The organism is Trichocoleus sp. FACHB-262 (genome assembly GCF_014696035.1).
In the GTDB taxonomy this organism is placed as follows: domain Bacteria; phylum Cyanobacteriota; class Cyanobacteriia; order FACHB-46; family FACHB-46; genus Trichocoleus.
Window position 1 is genome coordinate 1 of the sequence record NZ_JACJPK010000096.1, and the last position, 19,569, is coordinate 19,569.

Here is a 19,569-nt window from a genome sequence, read left to right on the forward strand (position 1 = left end):
CTTGAGCTAGGTTACGAAAAAAATACTCTAGTTCTATAATTTCAGCCGGAGAATTTTGTAAGTGGTCTGTAAGGCGGAGTAGCTTTTCGATAGTTAAAGGCTCTTGGGCTTGGCCTTCCCATAAAAATACTTCAAACGGGCAATCTGACTCACTTGTCATGAGCAGTCCCTCACTTGATTTTTTCAGTGATTCAACTACACTCATCTCGCACTCTCTTTTATATCTAGATATTAGCTAGAAAACATAGTGCCAAGATTGGCTTATTGTCAAATTCATTGAATTCAGAGTTCCTATTGATGTCGCAATTTTTGTTATAACTAACATTGTCCTAAGATGATATTTGATTTCATGGAGTATTCTAATCAGCTTAAACCAACCTTGTTTGCTATTAGTGGCCTCATAATCATGATTGTTGCCAGTCCTGCTTTTGGAGAGCTGATAGAGACCTCATCCGCCCCAGTTTTTCCAGTCATTGCAGATCCTAAAGATACTATTTGTCATATGCAGAGGCCAGACGGTATCATTCTAAAACTGGATGATTTGTGTGGAACTCCAGAGACCATTCAACCCTTATCTGCAACTGATCAAAACTTCATCAGAGATTATAGAAGTTTATTGGAAACATATCCTGATGAAAGCCCTAGTTTACTACCTCTAACTAGCAGCAATCCACAAGCGATCGTACAAAAAGCTAAAGATGTTTGTAATGCTCTCGATCTCGGTACTTTTATTGAATTTCGCAAAACTCAATCTCCTGCTGATATCAACATGATTAATGCAATCGCCCCTAGATACTATTGCCCAGGCTTTGATAACTAGTGCCAAGCTAATTAGTAGCAGAAGATCATATGTAAGTTTGAACGTAGATAGATCAACTGACAGGCTTGTGGCTCTAGGAGTTTTTAAGAGTTTGTTCTTGCTAATTTCTCAATTGAGTTGTAGAGCCCTTACAAAAGTAAGGGCTTGGAAGCGAGTTGAGCCAACGTTCAACTATTGGGTGGGGCCACTGTCTACTCTAGACTCAACTACAGATTGCACAGAGGAACTGACATTGGAGAGGAAGTTGTAGCCTGTTTTAGATTCAATAGCATCTACTGTGGTCCGGTAGGTTCCCCAGTCTGCATATCGGTTGCCATTCACATTCGGTGTGTCGATGGCAATCACACGAGTTGATGTTGTGACTCCTGTAGCTCCTGTGCCCGGATTGGTGACCACAATAATTTTGTAGAGTCGAGAAGGAACAGAAATTTTGCCTCCTGCGATGGTGCTTAGTTGACCATACCCTCCAGATATAATGTAGAGTTCTTTACCCTGATTGGTCACTAGCGATCGCGCATAGCTCTCTAAACTCGCCCAGTATCCCTGATTATTATCAGGGGCTTGGGGCAAGATATTGGTCATTAAAAAAGTGGCAGAGTTATTAGTAATTGTATTAGTGCGATCGGCAGAAGGAGACATATGGCCGCGATCGTAACCACTACCTGTGTAATCGGAGCTAACAACTCGGTACCAACCACTGGGTAGAGTAGTGTCAGCACGAAAATCATCCTGACGGGGAGCGCTACCCAACCAAGAGTTATTTAATTGCCAGCTTACCCAGTTAGCAATCCGTTTAGAGTTGTTATAAGACAAGGCATACTGCGCTTTTTCCATTAAGTAGTTTGTGGAATTCGTAGTGCTCGTTGTAGCACCACTTGGGTTTCCCATTGTTAGATGTACTCCCGCAAAAGCAGGAAGTCCCTCACTCAATAAGATAGATAGAGGTAATACCCATAGAAACTTGTTTTTTAGCTTCGTCAATGATTTCGAAGTGAGAACTGGAAGCATAGGAGTCAACAACTAAAAAATAAAATACTGAACTGAGCAAAGCTATTTTGTTTGCTCTTTGTTGAACTCTTGTGAGCAACCTTATAGAAACTAATTTACCAAGATTAAAATTAAGATAAGGGTTAATTAAAGTTTATTCCTTAGCTCAGAAATATTTGCAAAAATAGAGAAGGAAATTAGTTGTTGTTGGAAAAAATCTATAAAGAATTAACATCCTAAAATTGAAGAGCCTTCAATTTTAGGAACTGAATATGCTATTTTGACGTTGCCAGATTTACAGGCCCCGCCAGTTGATAAATAGTAATAAATACCTTTCGCTTACTTTCAGTCTTAGATATAAAATTAGCTCGACTGCGCTTGAGCCACTTCTTTTTACTTAATGACAAAAGAGGAACAGTAGTTTTGTTAATAGCTCAATTTATTAATTAAAAGCTGCATAACTTCACTTATCTCTATCTAATTATTCTAAGATTATTATCAGCACGACCAATTTTTTACTGGGCTCGCCATAATAAGGAAGCTTTTCAAACTCAACGAAGATGGGGCGATCGCCAAACGAAACATGTTGGGCCTGTAGCTTACTGACGGCAGCGGAAGCTCGAAAACTTCACGATGCCACCGTTGGAGGTAATGGCTGCTGGCAAGATGCTCTCTGTCATAGCCGGCGCTCCTATTACCGGACGGGACGAGGTCAAGGTGTGAGACGGCGATCTCAGCTTGCAGAAATTGTGCTTCCGGTTCCTGAGGTGCCTTATGTGGTCCTCCATACTTATGTAGACCAGCCTCGGCAAGCGAATGATGAGGTGGTGATTCATGCGATGTGTGCCGAGCTGTGGGTAGGAAATCAGCCGACGGCAATGACGCAACCCCAACATACTTTTGGGATCCCACCTCGGTTAGTGAAGGAGTATGCGCGTCAATTACTAGAGGCGTTGTACCAGCAATACGGTGAAGGGCGGCGCGGTGGGTTTGAGCGCTATGCCCATGAGCAACAGCATTCGGTATCTCAGTGCCCGATCCGTCCTTGTGCTTACCAGGCGACTCATCTGGAGGCCTGGAGGCGCTGTCAGTAAGAGAGGAGTCAAGATGAACCAGCAACTAGAACTACCGCTGTGGGATGCCTTAAGAGCAGCTCAGCTCATGCCAGAGCAAGCGAATGTGGCAGAGTTGTTGGGGCAGATGGAAGTGGCGATCGCCCAAGCGCCAGAGCAAGAACAGTTACAAGTAGCGGGGGAAGCGCTGCTGCGGGTGGCTGAGTTATGTGCCGTGCGGGCAGAGGTATTGATTACGGAATGGGAGGATGCTTACCGTGATCCGGTTGTTGCACAGGGTTTCTTTGCGGATGTGGTGCGCCAGACAATGAGCGTGGATTTAGGCGAGTTGATGGAGCCTGCTCCTCCACGTCAACGGAAAGCGAAGCGAGGAACAGCAGAGGATGTGGCAGCAGGATCAGTTGCAGCGCTGGTGGATAAGGATGTGATCTTAGAGTGGCTAGAGGAGTGGGTCGTAGACACGGGAGGAGAGGAGGAGCAACCCGCTGAGGCAGATTTAGTCTGGGCGATCGCGCATGAAGAGGCAGTCGCAGAGTGGGGCCAAGCGATCAGTCAGTGGCTTCAGCAGCAGCGAGAACCGAGGATTTCCCTCCAGCAGTTGTATCAAGGACTGGGAATATCTTGGGTCAACCTATGGCTAGGATTACTGTTGGGGGGCTTTGAGTTAGAGCAGCCAGGGGAGTTTTATGAGTCAGAGGTTTGGATTAAAGCTCTACCTCCTCAGGAAACCTCCAGGGTTGAAAAGATTTGATGTCAGTTTCATCTTGTGTAACTAGGGAAGAAAGTTACACAAGATCGCAGCTTACTTAAGTCAGAGGGCTAGCGAGTACGGATGGGGATTACACAAGATCGCAGGGCTACTTGAATAAAGCTTCTTGTGTAACCAGGGAAATAACGACTGAAGTTACACAAGAATTTGCCATGCCACGCAAACCTTCTTTAGCATCGCTTCGTGCCACTCTACAACGGTTGAACTTGCAACAGAAGCAGGAGATTTATGCTTGGCTAGCGGAGGCGATCGCCTCATACGGTTTCCGCTTCACAAACCCCTACTATTTTCAGCTTCTCTCCACCAGTGAAAGTGGGTGTGCTGATGAATCAGCTGGGGCAGGTTAGACAAGGTGAGACATCGTTGCGCCAGCACGGCTTCTAGGGTATCCAAGTCCTCGAAATGCCGATTGACAATGGGTTCATCACTCAACTGCCATAAGCGCTCCGCAGGCTGTAGTTCTGGTGAGTAAGGGGGCAAGAATTCCAGATGAATTCCTTCCGGCACTACCACCTTTGCGGAGCGATGCCAGCCCGCTCCATCGAGGACTAACAAAATCTGTCGATGCAGTCCCGCTCCCACTGCTTGGGCAAAAGCAGCCAGCGCCGCATTGAACCAAGCTACATTCACTCGAGGCAGGATGAACCATTCCGTTTGCCCACTTTGAGGATGCACGAAAGCATACAAATACAGCCATTGGTAGCGATGCTGAACTAAGGCGATCGGGCGTTGCCCTCGCTTGGCCCAGACGCGACGCTGAATCGGTTTGAGTCCTAAGCGATGCTCATCCATCGCCCAAGCCTCAATCCTGGCTTGGGGATAGGTTTGTTGCAACTGGCTCAGACGGGGGGAGAAGTTTCTTTAAAGGCCGCTTGGGCTTCGGGGTCTGCTTGAACATGCTGAGGTCGAGGACTTTGCAAGCTTCGTTCTAGACGTTGCAGATAGTCCCATCCTCGTTGTGCCCTGACCTCGCTGCGTCCTGTTCTTCGAGCGATCCAATCGGCTACCTTACGACTGCTCCAGAGACCCCCATCACTGGGTGGGGCTTGCAGGGCTTGCTCTAATTCTTGCCGCTGGGCTTGGTTGAGTAGGGCTCGCCGAGGACGCTGATGCCCTCGGCGACGATTGCTGATGCTGGTGGTGCCCTCTCGGTTATAGCGATGCACAATCGCTCGGGCGTAGTCGTAGTTGAGACCGACCGTTGCCGCAGCATCCTTGACGTACCAGTGCTGAGAGATTAACCACAACAGATGCCAGCGACGCAACTCGACGGGGTCTGTCGCCCTGCGATAGTGCTGCTGGAGCTCCTCTGAACTCAAATGGTCCACTAGTTCTAAGATTCTTCCCATCTCCGCATCTTAATAGCAGGTACTGTTAGACGGAAACCGTATAAGATATCAATTTGACCGAAGGCTGCTAATGTCTTTGACACCACGGTATCCACTCCCTCGGCTTGGGAGAGATCCGCGATGATTGCAAGCACTTGGTTTCCCTGATTGGGTAACTCGCGAATTGCCTGAGCAGCTTGCTCCAATCGCTCTGGATTCCGAGCCGCGATCGCGACACTGACTCCTTCACGATACAGCGCTTTCGCAATGGTAAACCCAATCCCTGCACTGCCTCCAGTCACGATCGCGGTTTTACCCGCTAAACTTAATTCCAAACTCATGACTTACCTCCTAATTGATCTAATAGATGGTGAGAAAAAATGAGGGGCTAGAAAGAGAAGTTCGTCCGCAGGGCACCCACCCAAATCGCATCATTTGCGTCGTTATGTTCTGGTGCAGTCACAACAAAGACATTCGGGGTGACACTAATGTTGTCTGTTAGCCGGAACGTGTAGAAAGCTTCCAGGTGCAGTGAGGTATCGACATCTTCACGAGGAGCCGCTCTGGGTCTAGAGCGGTAATCGTTGCTAGTCGCTTTTGGCGGCACCCCAACCACGAATCCCCCTAAATTCCCTTTGGCAAACAGATCTGGGAATGCGACTGTAAGTGCCCCGTGTAAGATGGTGGCATCGTTATCTCCTCCACTTAATTGATGAGCGCGAGTGTACCCAAACCAACCACTCAGATTGAGTGTGGGACGGGCTCTCCAGTTAAACTCCACACCAAAGTTATCGGAGGCTGTGGCTCTTTGGTCAAATGGGTTTCTGGCAAAGGCGCTGCCTGTGCCACCCGTGAGGTTAAAACCTGTATTGTTACCAAAATACTTGCGTCCATAAGTCAGTCCCAGATCAAACTGACGACTGGGGGAGAAGGTTAACTGAGCAATGGCGAGATTATTGCCTTCAAAGATCCCTCGACCGTTTTCAGGTTGGCTAGCCTGGTTATTATCTACTATGTAGCCCAGACCGAGTTGCAATTGGGGATTAAACTTGTAGGAAACAGCAGCACCCGCACCATCAAACCCAGGCCGATACAAGGTGTGGTTGAAGGCGGCAAAGCGAGAACTTGCTCCTGTGGGTCCGCCTACTAGGGGGTTGAGAGTTGGTAAAAAGACAGCGGGTTGCAACGCTCTCGGACCAATCCAAGCAGTTAGCTTGTCATTTACCGGAAAGCGATAATACAAGCGATCGAGAAACAAATCGTTATCCTCAAAGGCACCCTGTCTCTCAAACCCAAACCGCGTCATTTGCGTTTCCGTTTGGGAAGAAAAGTTAGGGATATTGCTGGCCTGTAAGCCTGTGGTCAGTTGGTCTTTTCCGGTGAAGCTGGTTTGCAACGTCAGGCGGGTACGCTGGGCGAAAAAGGCAGTTGTCTCATCTCTCGTATCGTCTTGGGGCGTATTATTCGCGCGATCGCCAAAGGTATCCGCCACGATGAAAGTTGCGTCTCCTCTGAGCTGGGTAGTGGTCGAGAACTGCTGCTGTTCTAGCTTGGCAGTCTGGGCTTCCAAGGCATCAACTCGACCTCGCAAGGTTGCCAGTTCAGCGCTAAACTCTTCTTGTAACCGCTGAAGCGTTGCCAAATCTTCAGCCGTGGGGCCGTCTGTAGCCGCAGCAATTAGCTCATTCACGCGGTCTAAGCAAGCATTTAAACCTGCGGCAAATTCATAGCGAGAGAGCGATCGATTGCCGCGATATGTGCCATCGGGATATCCTGCAATACAGCCGTAGCGCTCAACTAAAGACTGGAGGGCTTGAAACGCCCAATCGGTAGGAGTGACATCCGAAAGCTGAGATACAGACGTAATCTGAGATAACGCCGGGCTAGGCGTGATAGATGTATCAATAGTAGAAATAGGTTCGCTGCTAGGAGGGACAGCTTGGCTAGAAAGGGCAGCTTGAGAGATCTGAACGCTCTCGCTGCTAGGCTCGCTGCTAGGAATGTTTGGGGAAGGGACAGGTTGTGGTTGAGGCGTAACGTATGCGATCGCGGCCTGCTGTTCTGTTGAAGCTGGAGATTCTGGCGTATTTGCCCAACTGCGGGCAGGAATCAACAATAGCCCTAAAACTCCTAAGCCAAGCAGACTCAACCGCACCTCACGCAATTGCCACCGATGTTGCGACATAATAAACTTTCGTTCCCTCCAGTCGTAAGTAATAGTCATGAGTAATGAGTGAGCACCCACTTGGATGCGTCAAATTAGCAGCGTCTGCGATCGCGCTGCCAAACTAGATTTCAAGAATTCTGTCATCGCTGAATCTAGTAGAAACTCGTTCTTGATTCGGCAGTGCTAAACCTTGCTCGTCATGCTTAGGACAAGAGATATACAGAACTGCAATCGGCCAAAATCTACGGTAAGTCGATGGGATTACAGTATTTTCTTGTAGAAGTCATCGTTACATACAGATGAGTGAAAAGCAAGCACATCGGTTTCAGATTTTTGGTGAAATCTCTCAATTAGGCCCAACTCGATCTAATCTTCTTTCTCATCCTTAGGATCGATTTAGGCCACCTGATGCTATGGAGCCTTGACTAAACCAATTACTTTGGCAGACAATAGCTCCACATATCAGTTAGATAATCTAACAATTTGGTCAACGATTAATTTTATCTTTTTTAAAAGCAGCCATCTCCGACGCGGCAATTCACGCTTCGGAGGTCACGGAAATCGTTTGCTATGCAATTGAACGGACTACAAAAAATCTGGTTTCAGGTGAGCCAGCAACTACCTGCCTTGCGATCGCGCAATTTTTGCCTCTATTTCATTGGGCAAATCTTCTCCCTCTCAGGCACATTTATGACCCAGGTAGCTGTGCCTTGGGTGATCTATGACCTGACCCATTCCGCATGGTTACTGGGTTTAACTGGATTTCTGGGCTTTCTACCCACGCTGATTCTGGCTCCTTTCTCCGGGGTTTTATCCGATCGCTGGAGCCGCAAATCTTTGTTGTTGCTGGCGCAGGTTATGGGGATTGCCGTTTCTCTGGCCTTAACCGTTCTCACGTTTTTGGGGTGGTCTAGTTTTGAGTCCCTTCTAATTCTCAGCATTCTGGCAGGGGTGGTAAAAGGTCTGGATATGCCTGTGCGCCATGCCTTTGTAGTAGAAATGGTGAACGATCGCGAAGACTTGAGCAATGCGATCGCCCTGAATTCTGCCATGCTCAGTAGTTCTCGACTGATTGGCCCAGCAATTGGTGGAATTTTGCTAGCCACAGTCGGTGCAGGATACTGTTTTCTCTACGACAGCCTCAGTTATGTAGCGGCGATCGCGGCTCTCTGTGCCATGCGACTGGCGACCCAACCGACTGAGAGCCAAAACAGCGGGACTTGGCAAAGGCTCAAAGAGGGGCTGGTTTATATCTACGATTTTGTCCCCATTCGCTCAATTCTGTTGTTGCTAACAGTGCAAGGTCTGTTTGGCATTGCTTACATGGCACTTCTGCCTGTCTTTGCAGCCGATATCCTTCAAGGTGGCCCAGAGGTCATGGGCTTCCTCACCGCATCTGGCGCGATTGGCTCAGTATTTGCCTGTGTTTATCTCACCCTGCGACGAGGCACTGAAGGATTAGAGCGGTTAATTGCCTTCTGTCCTGCGACAATTGGCCTGGGATTAATTGCCTTTTCACAATCCAGAATTGTATGGGTCTCGCTGCTCCTGTTGGTGTTGGTGGGGAGTAGCAGCACGCTTCAGGTGGCTAGCAGCAATACTGTGATTCAAACTCTGGTAGAGGATAGCAAGCGGGGCCGAGTTATGAGCTTTTATGCCCTGTCGCTGGTGGGGATGTTGCCTCTGAGTAATTTGTTGGCAGGCAGTTTAGCCCAGGCGATCGGTGCCCCCAGTACGCTGGTTGTCTGTGGCAGCATTTGCATTTTGGGGTCAATTTGGTTCAGTCAACAATTACCTGCCGTCTCTCGTTGGATTCAACAAGAATTGCATTAGGAGGGGTGAGGGCACCGAAGGTAAAAATGGGATAGCAGTAAAAAAAGTCAGAGAGGAGATGTTGAGGGATGCAATATATCAACCTGGGAAAAACTGGTTTAAAGGTTTCTCGCATTTGTTTAGGAACCATGACCTATGGTTCTCCGCAGTGGCGAGATTGGGTTTTGCCTGAAGCGGAAAGCCGTCCCTTTATCCAACAGGCTTTGGAAGCTGGGATCAACTTTTTTGATACAGCGGATATGTACTCCAAAGGCGTGAGCGAAGAAGTTTTAGGGCGATCGCTGAAAGACTTGGCCCAGCGGGATCAAGTGGTAATTGCCACCAAAGTTTATAACCCAATGGGCAATGGCCCCAATGATCGCGGCTTATCCCGCAAACATATCTTCGATAGCATTGATGCCTCTCTACAACGGTTGCAAACCGATTATGTGGATCTCTATCAAATCCACCGTTGGGATGATGAAACACCGATTGAAGAGACCCTAGAAGCGCTGCATGATGTCATGAAATCTGGCAAAGTACGGTACATTGGTGCGTCAAGTATGTATGCCTGGCAGTTTGCCAAAGCTCTCTACACCGCTGATTTGCATGGCTGGACGCGGTTTGTTTCCATGCAAAATCATTACAACTTGGTCTACCGCGAAGAGGAGCGAGAAATGCTTCCCTTATGTCGAGATCAGGGAATTGGTGTGATTCCTTGGAGTCCGCTAGCACGAGGCTTCTTAGCAGGGAATCGGCAGCAACGAGGAGACGGAGCCACAGCGCGAGCCAAATCCGATGACTTTGCCCATCGGCTGTACTACGAGGAAGGTGATTTTCAAGTCGTCGATCGAGTCGTAGAATTGGCAAAAAATCGGGGAGTTGCTCCAGCGCAGATTGCCTTGGCGTGGCTATTACACCAGCCTGGCGTGACAGCACCGATCATTGGTGCAAGCAAACTGCAACACCTAGAGGATGCGATCGCCGCGATCGACCTCACTTTAGATGCCACTGAACTTGCTGCTCTGGAGCAACCCTACCGACCTCATCCAGTATTGGGTCATGGCTAATCAGAAGCAGACCAGAAGGCTTGCTTTTCTAAATTGGCTGTGGGATACTCAGGCTTATCTACAGTATCTCTATTGACTTACCGTAGTATTAAGCCAAAAAAATTTCTCCCAACCATCAGCATGAACCTACTACCCACTTCCTATTTGCAGTCCCAACACTGGAAATAGCTGAGCAGAGGGGATCTCATTCGTCAGAAATATCACTAGAGGAGATCACAAAGTCCTGCACAATTTCGCGGAACTGCACCTCAATCACGTTCAGGTAGCTCTGATTATTTAAGGTGTCTGAGTTGACTAAGTTATTCTGAATTCCTGCTTGCACCAAGGATTCTGGAGTCACTTGTCCTGCCGCGATCGCTTGAGTCAAGGCTTGGCTAGAAGGAATTCCCCGATTACGGAAATGGCCTTGTTGAGCCAAGTTTACTAAGGTTACAGGAGGTGTTTGCCGAACTAATCTGCTGTTTGCCCCGTTGGATGTGGTTAATTCAGCGGCGATCGTGGGGGTTGCGGCTGCGGCGATCGCCATAGCAACAGCAGACAAGCTACCAAAAAGCACTTGCTTCATCATTAGTCTCCTAATTAACGATCAGAACTGGGCCAAATTGTTCAGATTGAACCTTGCTAATATTCAGTCTGAACAATTTTTTTGACTTTTGCACCTATCTTTTGACAATTTTTTCTTAAGATTCTTCTGGCGAGCTTTTCTATCATGCTTCAGCCTGATCTATTTATTCGTTTAGCCATGTCTGAGGATGCAGCCGCGATCGCCCCACTGGCAGAGCAGCTAGGCTATTTCTCCTCTCCTCGGGCCGTACAGGAGCGTCTAAAACGTCTGGAAGGGGACCGAAACCATGCGGTTTATATAGCCCATTCATCGAGCGTCTCCGCTGTCGGTTGGGTGCATGTTTATGCCCGCGAATCCTTATTGGTGGGTCGAGTTGCCGAAATCGGTGGGCTGATCGTGCATCAGAACTACCGCGGGCAGAGGATTGGGCGGTTATTACTTCAGCATGCTGAACAGTGGGCACAGAAACAAAACTGTAGCCGTATGGTGGTTCGTTCCAATACTCAGCGCCAGGCTGCCCACCAGTTCTACAAGAACGTTAGCTACCAGTCCTGCAAAACTCAGTTGGTATTCGACAAAGCACTACTTGAAGTCACGGACAGGCGATCGCAGTCCAGCAGGACTGTTGGGATCTCAGCGGGTGAGTGAGCCAGCCGATCAGCACCATGCAGTTCTAGCTCCTCCACCGTTCCATAACCGTAGGTGATTCCGATCGCGCCCATCCGATTCCGTTTGGCACCAATCATGTCATGCTTGCGATCGCCAACCATCACCGTGTTAGCAGGCGCAAGCTGTTCGGTCTTGAGGATGTAAGCAATCAAAGTGTCTTTTTCACTGCGAGTGCCATCGAGTTCGCTACCATATACACCGTCAAACAGGGTTGTTAGCTTAAAGTGCTCAACAATTCGGAGGGCGTAAATCTGCGGTTTTGAGGTGGCGACCAAAGTTTGATAACCAGCCGCCCGCATCGTTTCTAGCGTTTCTACAATTTGCGGATAGAGAGAATTCTCAAATAACCCAATCGTGGCATAGCGATCGCGATAAAGCGTCACGGCTCGATCAATCAAAACCTTATCTGAGGTGTGTAGGAGCGTGGCGAAACTTTGTTGCAACGGTGGCCCAATACACCAAAGTAAGTCATTAGCAGCGGGTGACGGGTACCCCAATTCGGAGAGGGCGTGCTGAATACTGCGAGTAATGCCTGGTTTGGGATCTGTGAGTGTTCCATCTAGGTCAAACAAGATCGCAGTGATGGGCATGTTTAATCACTTTAATTAATGGTTCTGAGAAAGAAGAACATTTGATTCTATCAGGCGGAATGTCTATTGTAGAAGTGGAAGTTAAACCTAAACTCTACAGTTAGGACATCCTATGTTTGAGCACTTAAGAGAGCAACATTATCAACAGGGTTGTCGCGATCGCGAGCGTGGGTTATTACCCCAAATGCAAGGCTCTGTTTATTTAGAGGGATATCTGAAGGGCAGACCGGAAGGCTTGGATGGAACAGTGCAATATTTCCCCACCATTGAGTCGTATTTGAAGTGGAAAAATAAAAGCTCTGAAACCCGCAAGCCGTAAATGATAGAGCTATATTTCAATAGTGTAGTTGAGCTGATGTTCGTCTCCAGGCAACCCACGAAAACCCCAGTTATGTTTAGGGGTTTCAAAAATAGTAATTTCTAGATCTTGAGATGAGATGCCTAACGGTTGAACTCGCTCAAATAGGAGACGAATTAACCGCTTCTTAGCTTCTACACTGCGGCCTTCCAGCATACTCAACTCAAGAATGGTATAACGCTCTGTTCGACCTGCGGGATAGAAGAAATCTGAGGCATCAAGCGGGAAAAAACGATGTGCTCGCTTGTCCGGCGGATATTGCAGAGCATCTACAATACAGGAATGAATAACCTCGGAAAGCTGGGGTTTGATGGGGTCAAGCTCGGATCTCAAGCCATAAACTTTGACCTGTACCATTACGATCCCTGGCTGTAGAGGCTACTGAGTTCTGGCAAATTGAAGTTTTGCACAAACTGAATTAAATCTTGGGGAAGTTGGCTAATCTCCGTCAACAACTGATTCGGAGCAATGCCAAAAGCGTATTGCAACACCAGCACGATCGCGGCGATCGCCAAGATCGACCCCCAACTGGCATTTAGAACTTTAAACATAAGTCTGAGAAACAACAGCGAAATTGCGATCGCTGCCACTAAAAGTACTGTTTGTGTGTCTACAGCCGTGAGAAAACTATCCATACGCCTAAAAGAGCGAGCACCTAGCAATGTATCGGGATAACTTCATCATAAATGACACAATTGCCTGATGGCTGCTATTGCTAGGAGTTGGCTTTGGGGTTATTGGCGATCGCTTGCTCTAGCGCCTGTTTTAGCTTGGGATTCGCATCGAGATCGATCCCGGCTGCCTGGGCTCGTTCTATGGTTTGCTCCGAAGTCAATCCTTCTTGTTGGGCAATACTCAGAAGCGCCACGGCACTGGCTCGCAAGCCACCTGCACAGTGAATTAGCGTTGGTTTTGGTAGTTTATCCAGTTCAGTGACAATGGCGGCGAGTTGAGCTTCCTCTAGCGTCGCGATCGCTAGGGGAGCATTGGCGTAAGCTAATCCCAAAGAGGTGGCAATTTGTGCCTCTTCATTGATAAAACCTTGTTCCTCAGGCGATCGCACATTCAAGACTGATTTAAATCCTGCTTGGGCAGCTTGCTCTAGTTCCTCAGGTGTCACCTGTCCCGCAGCACTAAACTCTTGATTAATGGGTTTAACCATGATCTAAAACCTCCTATCTTTAGACACTATTTGTGGACATTGTCATGCTATCTTTATTGCCTGAAACCTGCTTAGACTGAATCAACGAGGCATCTATAAGCGCGATCGCGCAAAGTTGCTATAGCCTCACTTACATTCAACTCTGCCGCTAGATCAACATCTGCTGCAAATCCTTTACCAATTAATTCTTGACCAGAACCGCATTTCTCTAAAAGGCATCTCAGATTAGGTTCAGCCTGACGATAAGCACTCACCGCCATTTCTGCTTCTGGTGAGCAATGACCCTGAAGCTGAGAGATAATTGCCCCTGCTCCCACTAAATCTTCCCAGCAAGGACGGAGACTACCATCTTGCCACTTTTCTCCCGCAGGAATAACTGCAATCCACTGACCATAGTTCATTGCAGCTAATGCCACTGCCCGACTATTACGCAAACATCCTGCCAGGGTGGGAGTGGCTCCAGTAGCCAGACTGAGGGTTGAACCATTCGGCGAAGGCAACACTAGTCGAGTTCCGCAGGGAATCTGGCTCAAGGAGACAGGAGATAGTGAATAAAGGCTGTGGCTGCCTCGCTTACCCGCTAATTCTGCATCAACCGATTTGGCAAATGCCTCAGCAGTGTCATGGTTCCAGAGGTAAGGAAAGACGATCGCTCCTCGACTGGTGGCAATTTCAACACAGGTTGAAAATGAAAGCACATCGACAATGATCACGACATCACTAATAGGAGCCAGTTGCTCAACGCCTCTGACTCCCCACTCACACCGAATTTCAAAGTGAGATTGATTAAAAAAATTCACCAAGTCGCGATCGCGCTCTACTTCTTGGCTAGCACCTCTTGAGGCGTGAATTTAGCATACTCTTCTGGTGTGAGAAACCCATCGCGGACGTTCACTTGCTTGGGAATCAACTTCAAGCTGTACCACAGACCAGCAACCTCCTCTTGTTTGGTGATCACAGCTTCCGTAATTGGTTGCAGCCCATAGTTATATTTCCCGTGCATGATTTCCAAAGTGGCGGGATCAAGCTGAGTCAGAGGCGCTAGCAGTTGAGCCATTTCTTTGGGATGGTTTCTAGACCAATCTTCCGTCTTTTCGAGTTCTTCCAGAAACACCTTGATCACTTCCGGATGAGCTTGGTAGAACTTACGACTTGTCGTGTAGAAATTGCGTGTATCTCGTAACTTCTCGCCATCGATCAGAATCCGTCCTGCACCGCTTTGCTCGGCTCTAGTGATATATGGGTCCCAGATGAACCAAGCATCGACCTTGCCCTGAGAAAATGCTACGTTCGCTTCGGGTGGCGGCAGAAAGACAGACTCCACATCATTCAGTGTCAGACCTGCTTGTTCTAAGGCTTTCACCAACAAGTAGTGACCGATAGATGCTTTTTGGAAGGCAATCCGTTTGCCCTTCAAGTCAGCAATACTCTTCACAGGTGAGTTTTTGGGTACTAACAGGGCCACAGGCTTGCCATTGGTGTGCGTTGTGGCGACGTAGACCAACGGGGCTCCTGCCGCTTGAGCAAAAATTGCTGGAGACTCAGCGGTGTGGGCAATATCCAAACTGCCCGCATTCAGAGCCTCTAGTTGTTGGGGACCCGCAGCAAACTCGGTCCATTTCACCGTGAATCCTAGCGGCTCTAGTGCTTTGTCCAGAGTGCCTTGTTGTTCTAACACAGCTAGGGAGGACAATTGTTTAGAGCGCACCACTCGAAATTCTTGCTTCCCACCGCCGCTGTTACTAGCAGTACTGACATTGGCAGAAGTGCCCTGTGATTGGGCCGCGTTATCCGACGGGGCAGTACAACTTGCTAGAGAAGTAGAGAGAGCCAGAGAATAACCGATGCAGAATAAGGCCGATCGCCGTGTGATTTTTGAGCGTTGCCAAGCTGAAAATGTTTTGTTGAGACTCCACACTGATCAATACCTAACAAAAAAGATACATAAATCTGGAACGAAATGTTTAGCTAAACTGGTTTAGGCAGTGACCGCGACAGGAGGCGTATAGGTAGAAGAATCTCCCTTAACCGCTTGGCTCTGCTGACCATCAATCCCCACTGGGAGATCCCCAGCGATCGTGACTCGTTGGACTCGACGGGGTTGATTACCATAATCCGCGATCGCGTAGTGTTGAGTGGCACGGTTATCCCAGAAAGCGACATCTCCGACTTTCCAGCGCCAACGGACGGTGTTTTCTGGACGAGTAACATAGAATTGCAGCAGCCGCAGGATATGATCAGATTCGGTGGTGGATAGACCCTGAATCTGGCGAACAAACCCGCCAATGAATAACCCCCGCTCACCGGATTCCGGATGCACGCGCACCACCGGATGCAAGCTCTCGTAAACCGTGGAGGTAAAAACTTTCCGGTAGGCTTTCAGTTCTTCCGATAAGTTGACCGCAGCTTCGGCATAGTCGTAGGCGTTGCTGTGGACTGCCCAGAGGCGATCGGCGAGATTCCGGAGGTGATCGGGCAAGTCTTGATAAGCGGTGACACTGTTGGCCCAGATGGTATCGCCACCTGCGGGAGGAATCTCGATCGCGCGTAACACAGAACCAAGGGGTGGGCGATCGACAAAGGTGACATCTGTATGCCAGTTGTTGGCACGAGCCGCGGTACGGCCATAATCAAGGTCTAAAACTTCGGGATGTCCGGGGAGAGAGGGCACCGTGGGATGAGCCGTCGTGACTTCGCCAAAGCGCCGAGCAAAGGTAACTTGCCCATCCGCATCTAGCGTTTGTCCCCGGAAGAAGATGACTTTGTATTGGACTAAAGCTTGGCGGATCTCTTGAATTACTGCATCACTGAGATCGGCACTGAGATCAACCCCGATAATCTTGGCTCCAATGCGTCCAGCGATCGGTTTGACTTCAAAGCTTTGGGAAGCGATCGTCTTGGTGTCTTGGCTTAAAACTGCACTCATGATCGACTCCGATTACAAATAGGTTGGTGATTTCTAGGTGAGGGAGAAGGGCGATCGCGCCTCTTAACAATTAACTGCTAATGACATCAAGCAGAGGCACCCACTAGCTCAGGTGCATTTGCTTGGATAAACTGATTGGTAGGGCGAGGGAGACCCAAATTTTCCCGCAGGGTGCTGCCTTCGTATTCGGTGCGGAACAGACCGCGACGTTGGAGTTCCGGAATCACGAGATCGACAAATTCATCGAGTCCACCAGGGAGATAGGGCGGCATAATGTTGAAGCCATCGGCGGCATCGTTGACGAACCACTCTTCTAGTTGATCGGCAATCTGTTCTGGTGTACCGAGAATCTGGCGATGTCCGCGAGCCCCTGCGATCGCTTGATACAGTTGGCGGATGGTCAAGTTCTCTCGACGGGCCAAATCAGTCAGTAGTTTTTGGCGACTCTTACCACCGTTGGTTTCTGGCAAATCGGGCAAGGGGCCATCTAAAGGATATTGAGATAAATCAAAGCCACCAATCATTCCACTCAGCAAAGCCAACCCGACCTGTGGGTGAATTAAATCTTGAATCTGCTGGAATTTCTCCTTGGCTTCCTGCTCGGTTCTCCCGATTACCGGAAACACGCCAGGCATAATCTTTAGATGGTCGGGATTGCGGCCATACTGCGCTAATCTCCCTTTAACATCGGCATAGAATGCCTGAGCTTCTTCTAAAGTTTGTTGCGCGGTAAAGATCACCTCTGCGGTTTGGGCTGCCAGATTTTTGCCATCCTCCGACGATCCCGCTTGAATCAGCACCGGATATCCCTGAATCGGACGGGCCACATTTAGGGGACCCCGCACCGAGAAGTGAGTGCCTTTGTGGTTAGGGATATGTAACTTATCTGCTTCAAAGTAAACGCCAGAGTCTTTGTCACGCACAAAAGCATCATCTTCCCAACTATCCCAAAGCTTGGTGACGACCTCCACAAACTCACGAGCCCGCTCATACCGCAGCGTATGCTCCATGTGCTTGTCACGGTTGAAATTGAGCGCTTCCGCTTCCGTGGCAGAGGTCACCAAGTTCCAACCTGCGCGACCGCCACTGAGATAATCAAGAGAGGCAAACTTACGAGCGAGATGAAACGGTTCGTTGTAGGTGGTGGAAACGGTGGCAGTGAGACCAATCCGTTCCGTGACCGCAGACAGAGCAGACAGGAGGGTAAAAGGTTCAAAATGCACCACCTTCCCCGATCGACTCAATTCCTCAGAAGTTTGCCCGCGATCGCGCACTGCCACGCCATCTGCTAGAAAGAGCATGTCAAACTTGCCCCGTTCTGCGGTTTGGGCAATCTGCTTATAGTGTTGAAAATTTAATCCTCCATCGGCTTGAGCCTCCGGATGTCGCCATGACGCCACATGATGTCCTGAACCAGGCAAAAATGCCCCTAATCTTAGCTGTCTCTTTTTACTCATGCAAGTCTCTCTCCCATTGATAGGCGATCGCCAACTAGCGCCAAGTCTGACTGTTCTTGTTTTCTAGGCGCAATCACAAACTGAAGCGATTGACTCTCAATCGCTCGTGCTCAAACAACTCAATTGCTAGTTAATTCTGGAGGGCTGTGTTCAGGAGCCTGCTTAACTCCACTCCCGTTCAATCGTTCTAGATTGAAATTCACAAACTGTTAGGGTATCGAACTAAATATCGATAGAGTTATTCTCCGGTATATCTATCGATTTAGTCAAGATTAAATTTAAGAGGGCTAATTGGATGGTAAGCGATCGCTTCAAGCTGTTTGGTTTCCAGTATCCGGTTCGGATGGAGAAGCGGAACCAGACCTGTACTCATGCAAAGCCCCCAACTTCCGCAGGTTGGGAAAAATCAGGGCTGTGGCGATCACAACCGCGATTGTACCCACACCCCCACTGACCACTGCTAACACTGGCCCCAAGAGTGCTGCGGCTAAACCTGATTCAAAGGCTCCCAGCTCATTGGAGGCGCTGATAAAGACACCGTTGATTGCAGCCACTCGGCCCCGTAACTCATTGGGAGTGCGAATCTGAACTAAGGTGTGACGGATGACAACGCTGATATTATCCAGCGCACCGCTCAGAGCCAGCATCAACAGAGATAGCCAGAACCAGCGAGACAACCCAAAGATAATTGTCACAACGCCAAAGCCAACCACGGACCACAGGAGCGCTTGGCCTGCTTTGCGAAAGGGTGGTAAATAGGTCAAAGTTGCGGCCATCACGAGTGCCCCAATGGAAGGGGCCGCTTGCAGCCAGCCCAACCCAACAGGCCCAACTTTAAGGATATCTTTGGCGTAAATAGGCAACAGGGCGACTGCTCCACCCAACAGCACCGCAAATAGATCCAGAGCGATCGCCGCCAGAATCAGTTGGTTTTGCCAAACAAATTTTGCCCCCGCTGATAGTGCCTTCACCGACAAAGGTTCGGTCGAACGAGTGGTGGAATGATCGCGCATGATGGCAACCAGACTGAAGCAGAGCAGGGCTGAGGTCGCCGCTAAAAGATAAGCTGCTGTGGCACTGCCTTGAGCTGCGATCGCCAGTCCACCTAAAGCAGGGCCAAAGACCGCTGCCAGTTGGAAACTGCTGCTATTCCAGGTGGCAGCATTAGTGTAAGCATGAGTAGGAACCAACTCCCAGCCCAACGCATCCGCCGCAGGTTTATTGAAGGCTCTGGCAATTCCCGTGACGAATAAACAGGCATAGACCAACGGAATTGCCCCTTGCGTGTAGGAGAGCACCGCTAGCCCCAGGGATGACAGACCCATGACCAGCGTTGTCAGGAGCATGATCCGTTTGCGATCGTTGCGATCGGCTAAATGCCCCGCAAACAGAGTCAGAACCATAACGGGTACGACCTGCACTAAGCCGACACCACCCAAGGCCAAAGCTGATCCAGTGCGTTCGTAAAGTTCCCAGCCGACAGCGATGTTGCGGATCTGGAAGCCAATAAACAAAAAGACCCGTGCTAGGACAAACATCCGATAATCGCGGAATCGGAGCGCTAGAAACGGATCAGGAGGATGGGCGAATTCATCATTCGCCGCGCGTTTTTTTCTAAACCACATGGTGAAAAAATTGAAAAATAGTGAATATTTGGGCGTTGCTGAATAGGTAATGATTTAAGCTGAGAGAGGAATTGTCCGATACTTCAAATAATGCAGCAGCAACCGAAGTGAACACTTCAACATCTCAACTGATTTGGAGTAGCACAAGGTCTTCCGGTGCAATCGTGCTAAATAATGCCTCAGTCGGGTAT

General features: G+C 48.9%; 23 protein-coding genes and 1 pseudogene. 7 read left to right on the plus strand and 17 right to left on the minus strand.

From position 1 onward, the window contains the following. A partial coding sequence (locus H6F68_RS29855; protein WP_206755552.1) for a nuclease A inhibitor family protein occupies positions 1-205 on the minus strand: 205 nt, incomplete at its 3' end. Between the two features lie 201 nt (positions 206-406). Between H6F68_RS29855 and H6F68_RS22270 the strand changes: the two genes are divergently transcribed. Next, entirely contained in the window at positions 407-820 is a 414-nt protein-coding gene (locus tag H6F68_RS22270; protein WP_190562407.1) for a DUF732 domain-containing protein, read from the plus strand. 171 nt (positions 821-991) lie between these two features. Here H6F68_RS22270 and H6F68_RS22275 read toward each other — a convergent pair whose 3' ends face one another. Continuing rightward, a complete protein-coding gene (locus H6F68_RS22275; RefSeq protein ID WP_242065617.1) occupies positions 992-1,708 on the minus strand; it encodes a DNA/RNA non-specific endonuclease in 717 nt (238 codons plus the stop codon). A gap of 659 nt (positions 1,709-2,367) precedes the next feature. Between H6F68_RS22275 and H6F68_RS22280 the strand changes: the two genes are divergently transcribed. Together H6F68_RS22280 and H6F68_RS22285 are read left to right on the plus strand one after the other, a co-directional pair. Beyond that, positions 2,368-2,901 carry a hypothetical protein gene (locus tag H6F68_RS22280; protein ID WP_190562411.1) on the plus strand — a complete coding sequence of 178 codons (534 nt, stop codon included), beginning with the start codon at positions 2,368-2,370 and terminating at the stop codon, positions 2,899-2,901. 13 nt (positions 2,902-2,914) lie between these two features. Next, the gene (locus H6F68_RS22285; RefSeq protein WP_190562413.1) at positions 2,915-3,631 is read left to right on the plus strand and encodes a hypothetical protein; all 717 of its coding nucleotides are present in this window, start codon (positions 2,915-2,917) and stop codon (positions 3,629-3,631) included. A gap of 288 nt (positions 3,632-3,919) precedes the next feature. On the opposite strand, the gene H6F68_RS22290 is transcribed toward H6F68_RS22285, so the two are convergent. The 4 genes from H6F68_RS22290 to H6F68_RS22305 are packed head-to-tail and all read right to left on the minus strand — an operon-like array spanning position 3,920 to position 7,162. Next, the gene (locus H6F68_RS22290; RefSeq protein ID WP_190562416.1) at positions 3,920-4,483 is read right to left on the minus strand and encodes an IS630 family transposase; all 564 of its coding nucleotides are present in this window, start codon (positions 4,481-4,483) and stop codon (positions 3,920-3,922) included. A gap of 5 nt (positions 4,484-4,488) precedes the next feature. Then, positions 4,489-4,998, minus strand: a complete 510-nt coding sequence (locus H6F68_RS22295) for a winged helix-turn-helix domain-containing protein (protein WP_190562418.1) — start codon at positions 4,996-4,998, stop codon at positions 4,489-4,491. After that, positions 4,983-5,318 (minus strand): SDR family NAD(P)-dependent oxidoreductase, encoded by a 336-nt coding sequence (locus tag H6F68_RS22300; protein ID WP_190562420.1) that lies wholly within the window; start codon positions 5,316-5,318, stop codon positions 4,983-4,985. The genes H6F68_RS22295 and H6F68_RS22300 overlap by 16 nt, the downstream gene beginning before the upstream one ends. Before the next feature lie 47 nt (positions 5,319-5,365). Next, positions 5,366-7,162 carry an iron uptake porin gene (locus tag H6F68_RS22305; RefSeq protein WP_190562422.1) on the minus strand — a complete coding sequence of 599 codons (1,797 nt, stop codon included), beginning with the start codon at positions 7,160-7,162 and terminating at the stop codon, positions 5,366-5,368. Between the two features lie 552 nt (positions 7,163-7,714). On the opposite strand from H6F68_RS22305, the gene H6F68_RS22310 reads away from it, so the two are divergent. Together H6F68_RS22310 and H6F68_RS22315 are read left to right on the plus strand one after the other, a co-directional pair. Next, the gene (locus H6F68_RS22310) at positions 7,715-8,977 is read left to right on the plus strand and encodes an MFS transporter (protein ID WP_190562424.1); all 1,263 of its coding nucleotides are present in this window, start codon (positions 7,715-7,717) and stop codon (positions 8,975-8,977) included. 68 nt (positions 8,978-9,045) lie between these two features. Beyond that, positions 9,046-10,026, plus strand: a complete 981-nt coding sequence (locus H6F68_RS22315; RefSeq protein ID WP_190562426.1) for an aldo/keto reductase — start codon at positions 9,046-9,048, stop codon at positions 10,024-10,026. A gap of 184 nt (positions 10,027-10,210) precedes the next feature. On the opposite strand, the gene H6F68_RS22320 is transcribed toward H6F68_RS22315, so the two are convergent. Next, positions 10,211-10,594 carry a hypothetical protein gene (locus H6F68_RS22320; RefSeq protein WP_206755551.1) on the minus strand — a complete coding sequence of 128 codons (384 nt, stop codon included), beginning with the start codon at positions 10,592-10,594 and terminating at the stop codon, positions 10,211-10,213. 141 nt (positions 10,595-10,735) lie between these two features. On the opposite strand from H6F68_RS22320, the gene H6F68_RS22325 reads away from it, so the two are divergent. Next, complete coding sequence (locus tag H6F68_RS22325; RefSeq protein ID WP_190562430.1) at positions 10,736-11,239, plus strand: GNAT family N-acetyltransferase; 504 nt, start codon at positions 10,736-10,738, stop codon at positions 11,237-11,239. Here the strand turns inward: H6F68_RS22325 and H6F68_RS22330 are convergent. Then, on the minus strand, positions 11,152-11,850 hold the full coding sequence (locus tag H6F68_RS22330) for an HAD family hydrolase (RefSeq protein ID WP_190562432.1): 699 nt from the start codon (positions 11,848-11,850) through the stop codon (positions 11,152-11,154). The two genes, H6F68_RS22325 and H6F68_RS22330, sit on opposite strands and share 88 nt — an antisense overlap. 112 nt (positions 11,851-11,962) lie before the next feature. Here H6F68_RS22330 and H6F68_RS22335 point away from each other — a divergent pair, with 112 nt between their 5' ends. Continuing rightward, positions 11,963-12,169 (plus strand): hypothetical protein, encoded by a 207-nt coding sequence (locus H6F68_RS22335; protein ID WP_190553699.1) that lies wholly within the window; start codon positions 11,963-11,965, stop codon positions 12,167-12,169. A 9-nt stretch (positions 12,170-12,178) separates the two neighbouring features. Here the strand turns inward: H6F68_RS22335 and H6F68_RS22340 are convergent, their stop codons facing one another. The 9 genes and pseudogenes from H6F68_RS22340 to H6F68_RS22380 all read right to left on the minus strand — a co-directional run. Further along, positions 12,179-12,565: a tautomerase family protein gene (locus tag H6F68_RS22340; protein ID WP_190553700.1), complete on the minus strand. Its 387-nt coding sequence runs from the start codon at positions 12,563-12,565 to the stop codon at positions 12,179-12,181. Further along, positions 12,565-12,843: a hypothetical protein gene (locus H6F68_RS22345; RefSeq protein WP_190562434.1), complete on the minus strand. Its 279-nt coding sequence runs from the start codon at positions 12,841-12,843 to the stop codon at positions 12,565-12,567. The genes H6F68_RS22340 and H6F68_RS22345 overlap by 1 nt, the downstream gene beginning before the upstream one ends. Before the next feature lie 80 nt (positions 12,844-12,923). Continuing rightward, positions 12,924-13,370 carry a beta-lactamase hydrolase domain-containing protein gene (locus H6F68_RS22350; RefSeq protein WP_190562436.1) on the minus strand — a complete coding sequence of 149 codons (447 nt, stop codon included), beginning with the start codon at positions 13,368-13,370 and terminating at the stop codon, positions 12,924-12,926. Positions 13,371-13,441: 71 nt separating this feature from the next. Then, on the minus strand, positions 13,442-14,170 hold the full coding sequence (locus tag H6F68_RS22355; protein WP_190562444.1) for a 2-phosphosulfolactate phosphatase: 729 nt from the start codon (positions 14,168-14,170) through the stop codon (positions 13,442-13,444). A 17-nt stretch (positions 14,171-14,187) separates the two neighbouring features. Continuing rightward, entirely contained in the window at positions 14,188-15,288 is a 1,101-nt protein-coding gene (locus H6F68_RS22360) for an aliphatic sulfonate ABC transporter substrate-binding protein (RefSeq protein WP_190562438.1), read from the minus strand. Positions 15,289-15,348: 60 nt separating this feature from the next. After that, entirely contained in the window at positions 15,349-16,296 is a 948-nt protein-coding gene (locus tag H6F68_RS22365; RefSeq protein ID WP_199300248.1) for a TauD/TfdA family dioxygenase, read from the minus strand. An 86-nt stretch (positions 16,297-16,382) separates the two neighbouring features. Continuing rightward, complete coding sequence (locus tag H6F68_RS22370) at positions 16,383-17,753, minus strand: LLM class flavin-dependent oxidoreductase (RefSeq protein ID WP_190562440.1); 1,371 nt, start codon at positions 17,751-17,753, stop codon at positions 16,383-16,385. A 311-nt stretch (positions 17,754-18,064) separates the two neighbouring features. Next, positions 18,065-19,378 carry an MFS transporter gene (locus H6F68_RS22375; protein WP_190562442.1) on the minus strand — a complete coding sequence of 438 codons (1,314 nt, stop codon included), beginning with the start codon at positions 19,376-19,378 and terminating at the stop codon, positions 18,065-18,067. Positions 19,379-19,432: 54 nt separating this feature from the next. Beyond that, positions 19,433-19,569: pseudogene (locus tag H6F68_RS22380) on the minus strand (IS1 family transposase); the annotation flags it as partial.

Bases quoted from the DNA above. Each gene is read 5' to 3' on its own strand.
- H6F68_RS22270 (WP_190562407.1), top strand. From the start codon at position 407: ATGATTGTTGCCAGTCCTGCTTTTGGAGAGCTGATAGAGACCTCATCC.
- H6F68_RS22275 (WP_242065617.1), bottom strand. From the start codon at position 1,708: ATGGGAAACCCAAGTGGTGCTACAACGAGCACTACGAATTCCACAAAC.
- H6F68_RS22280 (WP_190562411.1), top strand. From the start codon at position 2,368: ATGGGGCGATCGCCAAACGAAACATGTTGGGCCTGTAGCTTACTGACG.
- H6F68_RS22285 (WP_190562413.1), top strand. From the start codon at position 2,915: ATGAACCAGCAACTAGAACTACCGCTGTGGGATGCCTTAAGAGCAGCT.
- H6F68_RS22295 (WP_190562418.1), bottom strand. From the start codon at position 4,998: ATGGGAAGAATCTTAGAACTAGTGGACCATTTGAGTTCAGAGGAGCTC.
- H6F68_RS22300 (WP_190562420.1), bottom strand. From the start codon at position 5,318: ATGAGTTTGGAATTAAGTTTAGCGGGTAAAACCGCGATCGTGACTGGA.
- H6F68_RS22305 (WP_190562422.1), bottom strand. From the start codon at position 7,162: ATGTCGCAACATCGGTGGCAATTGCGTGAGGTGCGGTTGAGTCTGCTT.
- H6F68_RS22310 (WP_190562424.1), top strand. From the start codon at position 7,715: ATGCAATTGAACGGACTACAAAAAATCTGGTTTCAGGTGAGCCAGCAA.
- H6F68_RS22315 (WP_190562426.1), top strand. From the start codon at position 9,046: ATGCAATATATCAACCTGGGAAAAACTGGTTTAAAGGTTTCTCGCATT.
- H6F68_RS22320 (WP_206755551.1), bottom strand. From the start codon at position 10,594: ATGATGAAGCAAGTGCTTTTTGGTAGCTTGTCTGCTGTTGCTATGGCG.
- H6F68_RS22325 (WP_190562430.1), top strand. From the start codon at position 10,736: ATGCTTCAGCCTGATCTATTTATTCGTTTAGCCATGTCTGAGGATGCA.
- H6F68_RS22330 (WP_190562432.1), bottom strand. From the start codon at position 11,850: ATGCCCATCACTGCGATCTTGTTTGACCTAGATGGAACACTCACAGAT.
- H6F68_RS22335 (WP_190553699.1), top strand. From the start codon at position 11,963: ATGTTTGAGCACTTAAGAGAGCAACATTATCAACAGGGTTGTCGCGAT.
- H6F68_RS22340 (WP_190553700.1), bottom strand. From the start codon at position 12,565: ATGGTACAGGTCAAAGTTTATGGCTTGAGATCCGAGCTTGACCCCATC.
- H6F68_RS22345 (WP_190562434.1), bottom strand. From the start codon at position 12,843: ATGGATAGTTTTCTCACGGCTGTAGACACACAAACAGTACTTTTAGTG.
- H6F68_RS22350 (WP_190562436.1), bottom strand. From the start codon at position 13,370: ATGGTTAAACCCATTAATCAAGAGTTTAGTGCTGCGGGACAGGTGACA.
- H6F68_RS22365 (WP_199300248.1), bottom strand. From the start codon at position 16,296: ATGAGTGCAGTTTTAAGCCAAGACACCAAGACGATCGCTTCCCAAAGC.
- H6F68_RS22370 (WP_190562440.1), bottom strand. From the start codon at position 17,753: ATGAGTAAAAAGAGACAGCTAAGATTAGGGGCATTTTTGCCTGGTTCA.
- H6F68_RS22375 (WP_190562442.1), bottom strand. From the start codon at position 19,378: ATGTGGTTTAGAAAAAAACGCGCGGCGAATGATGAATTCGCCCATCCT.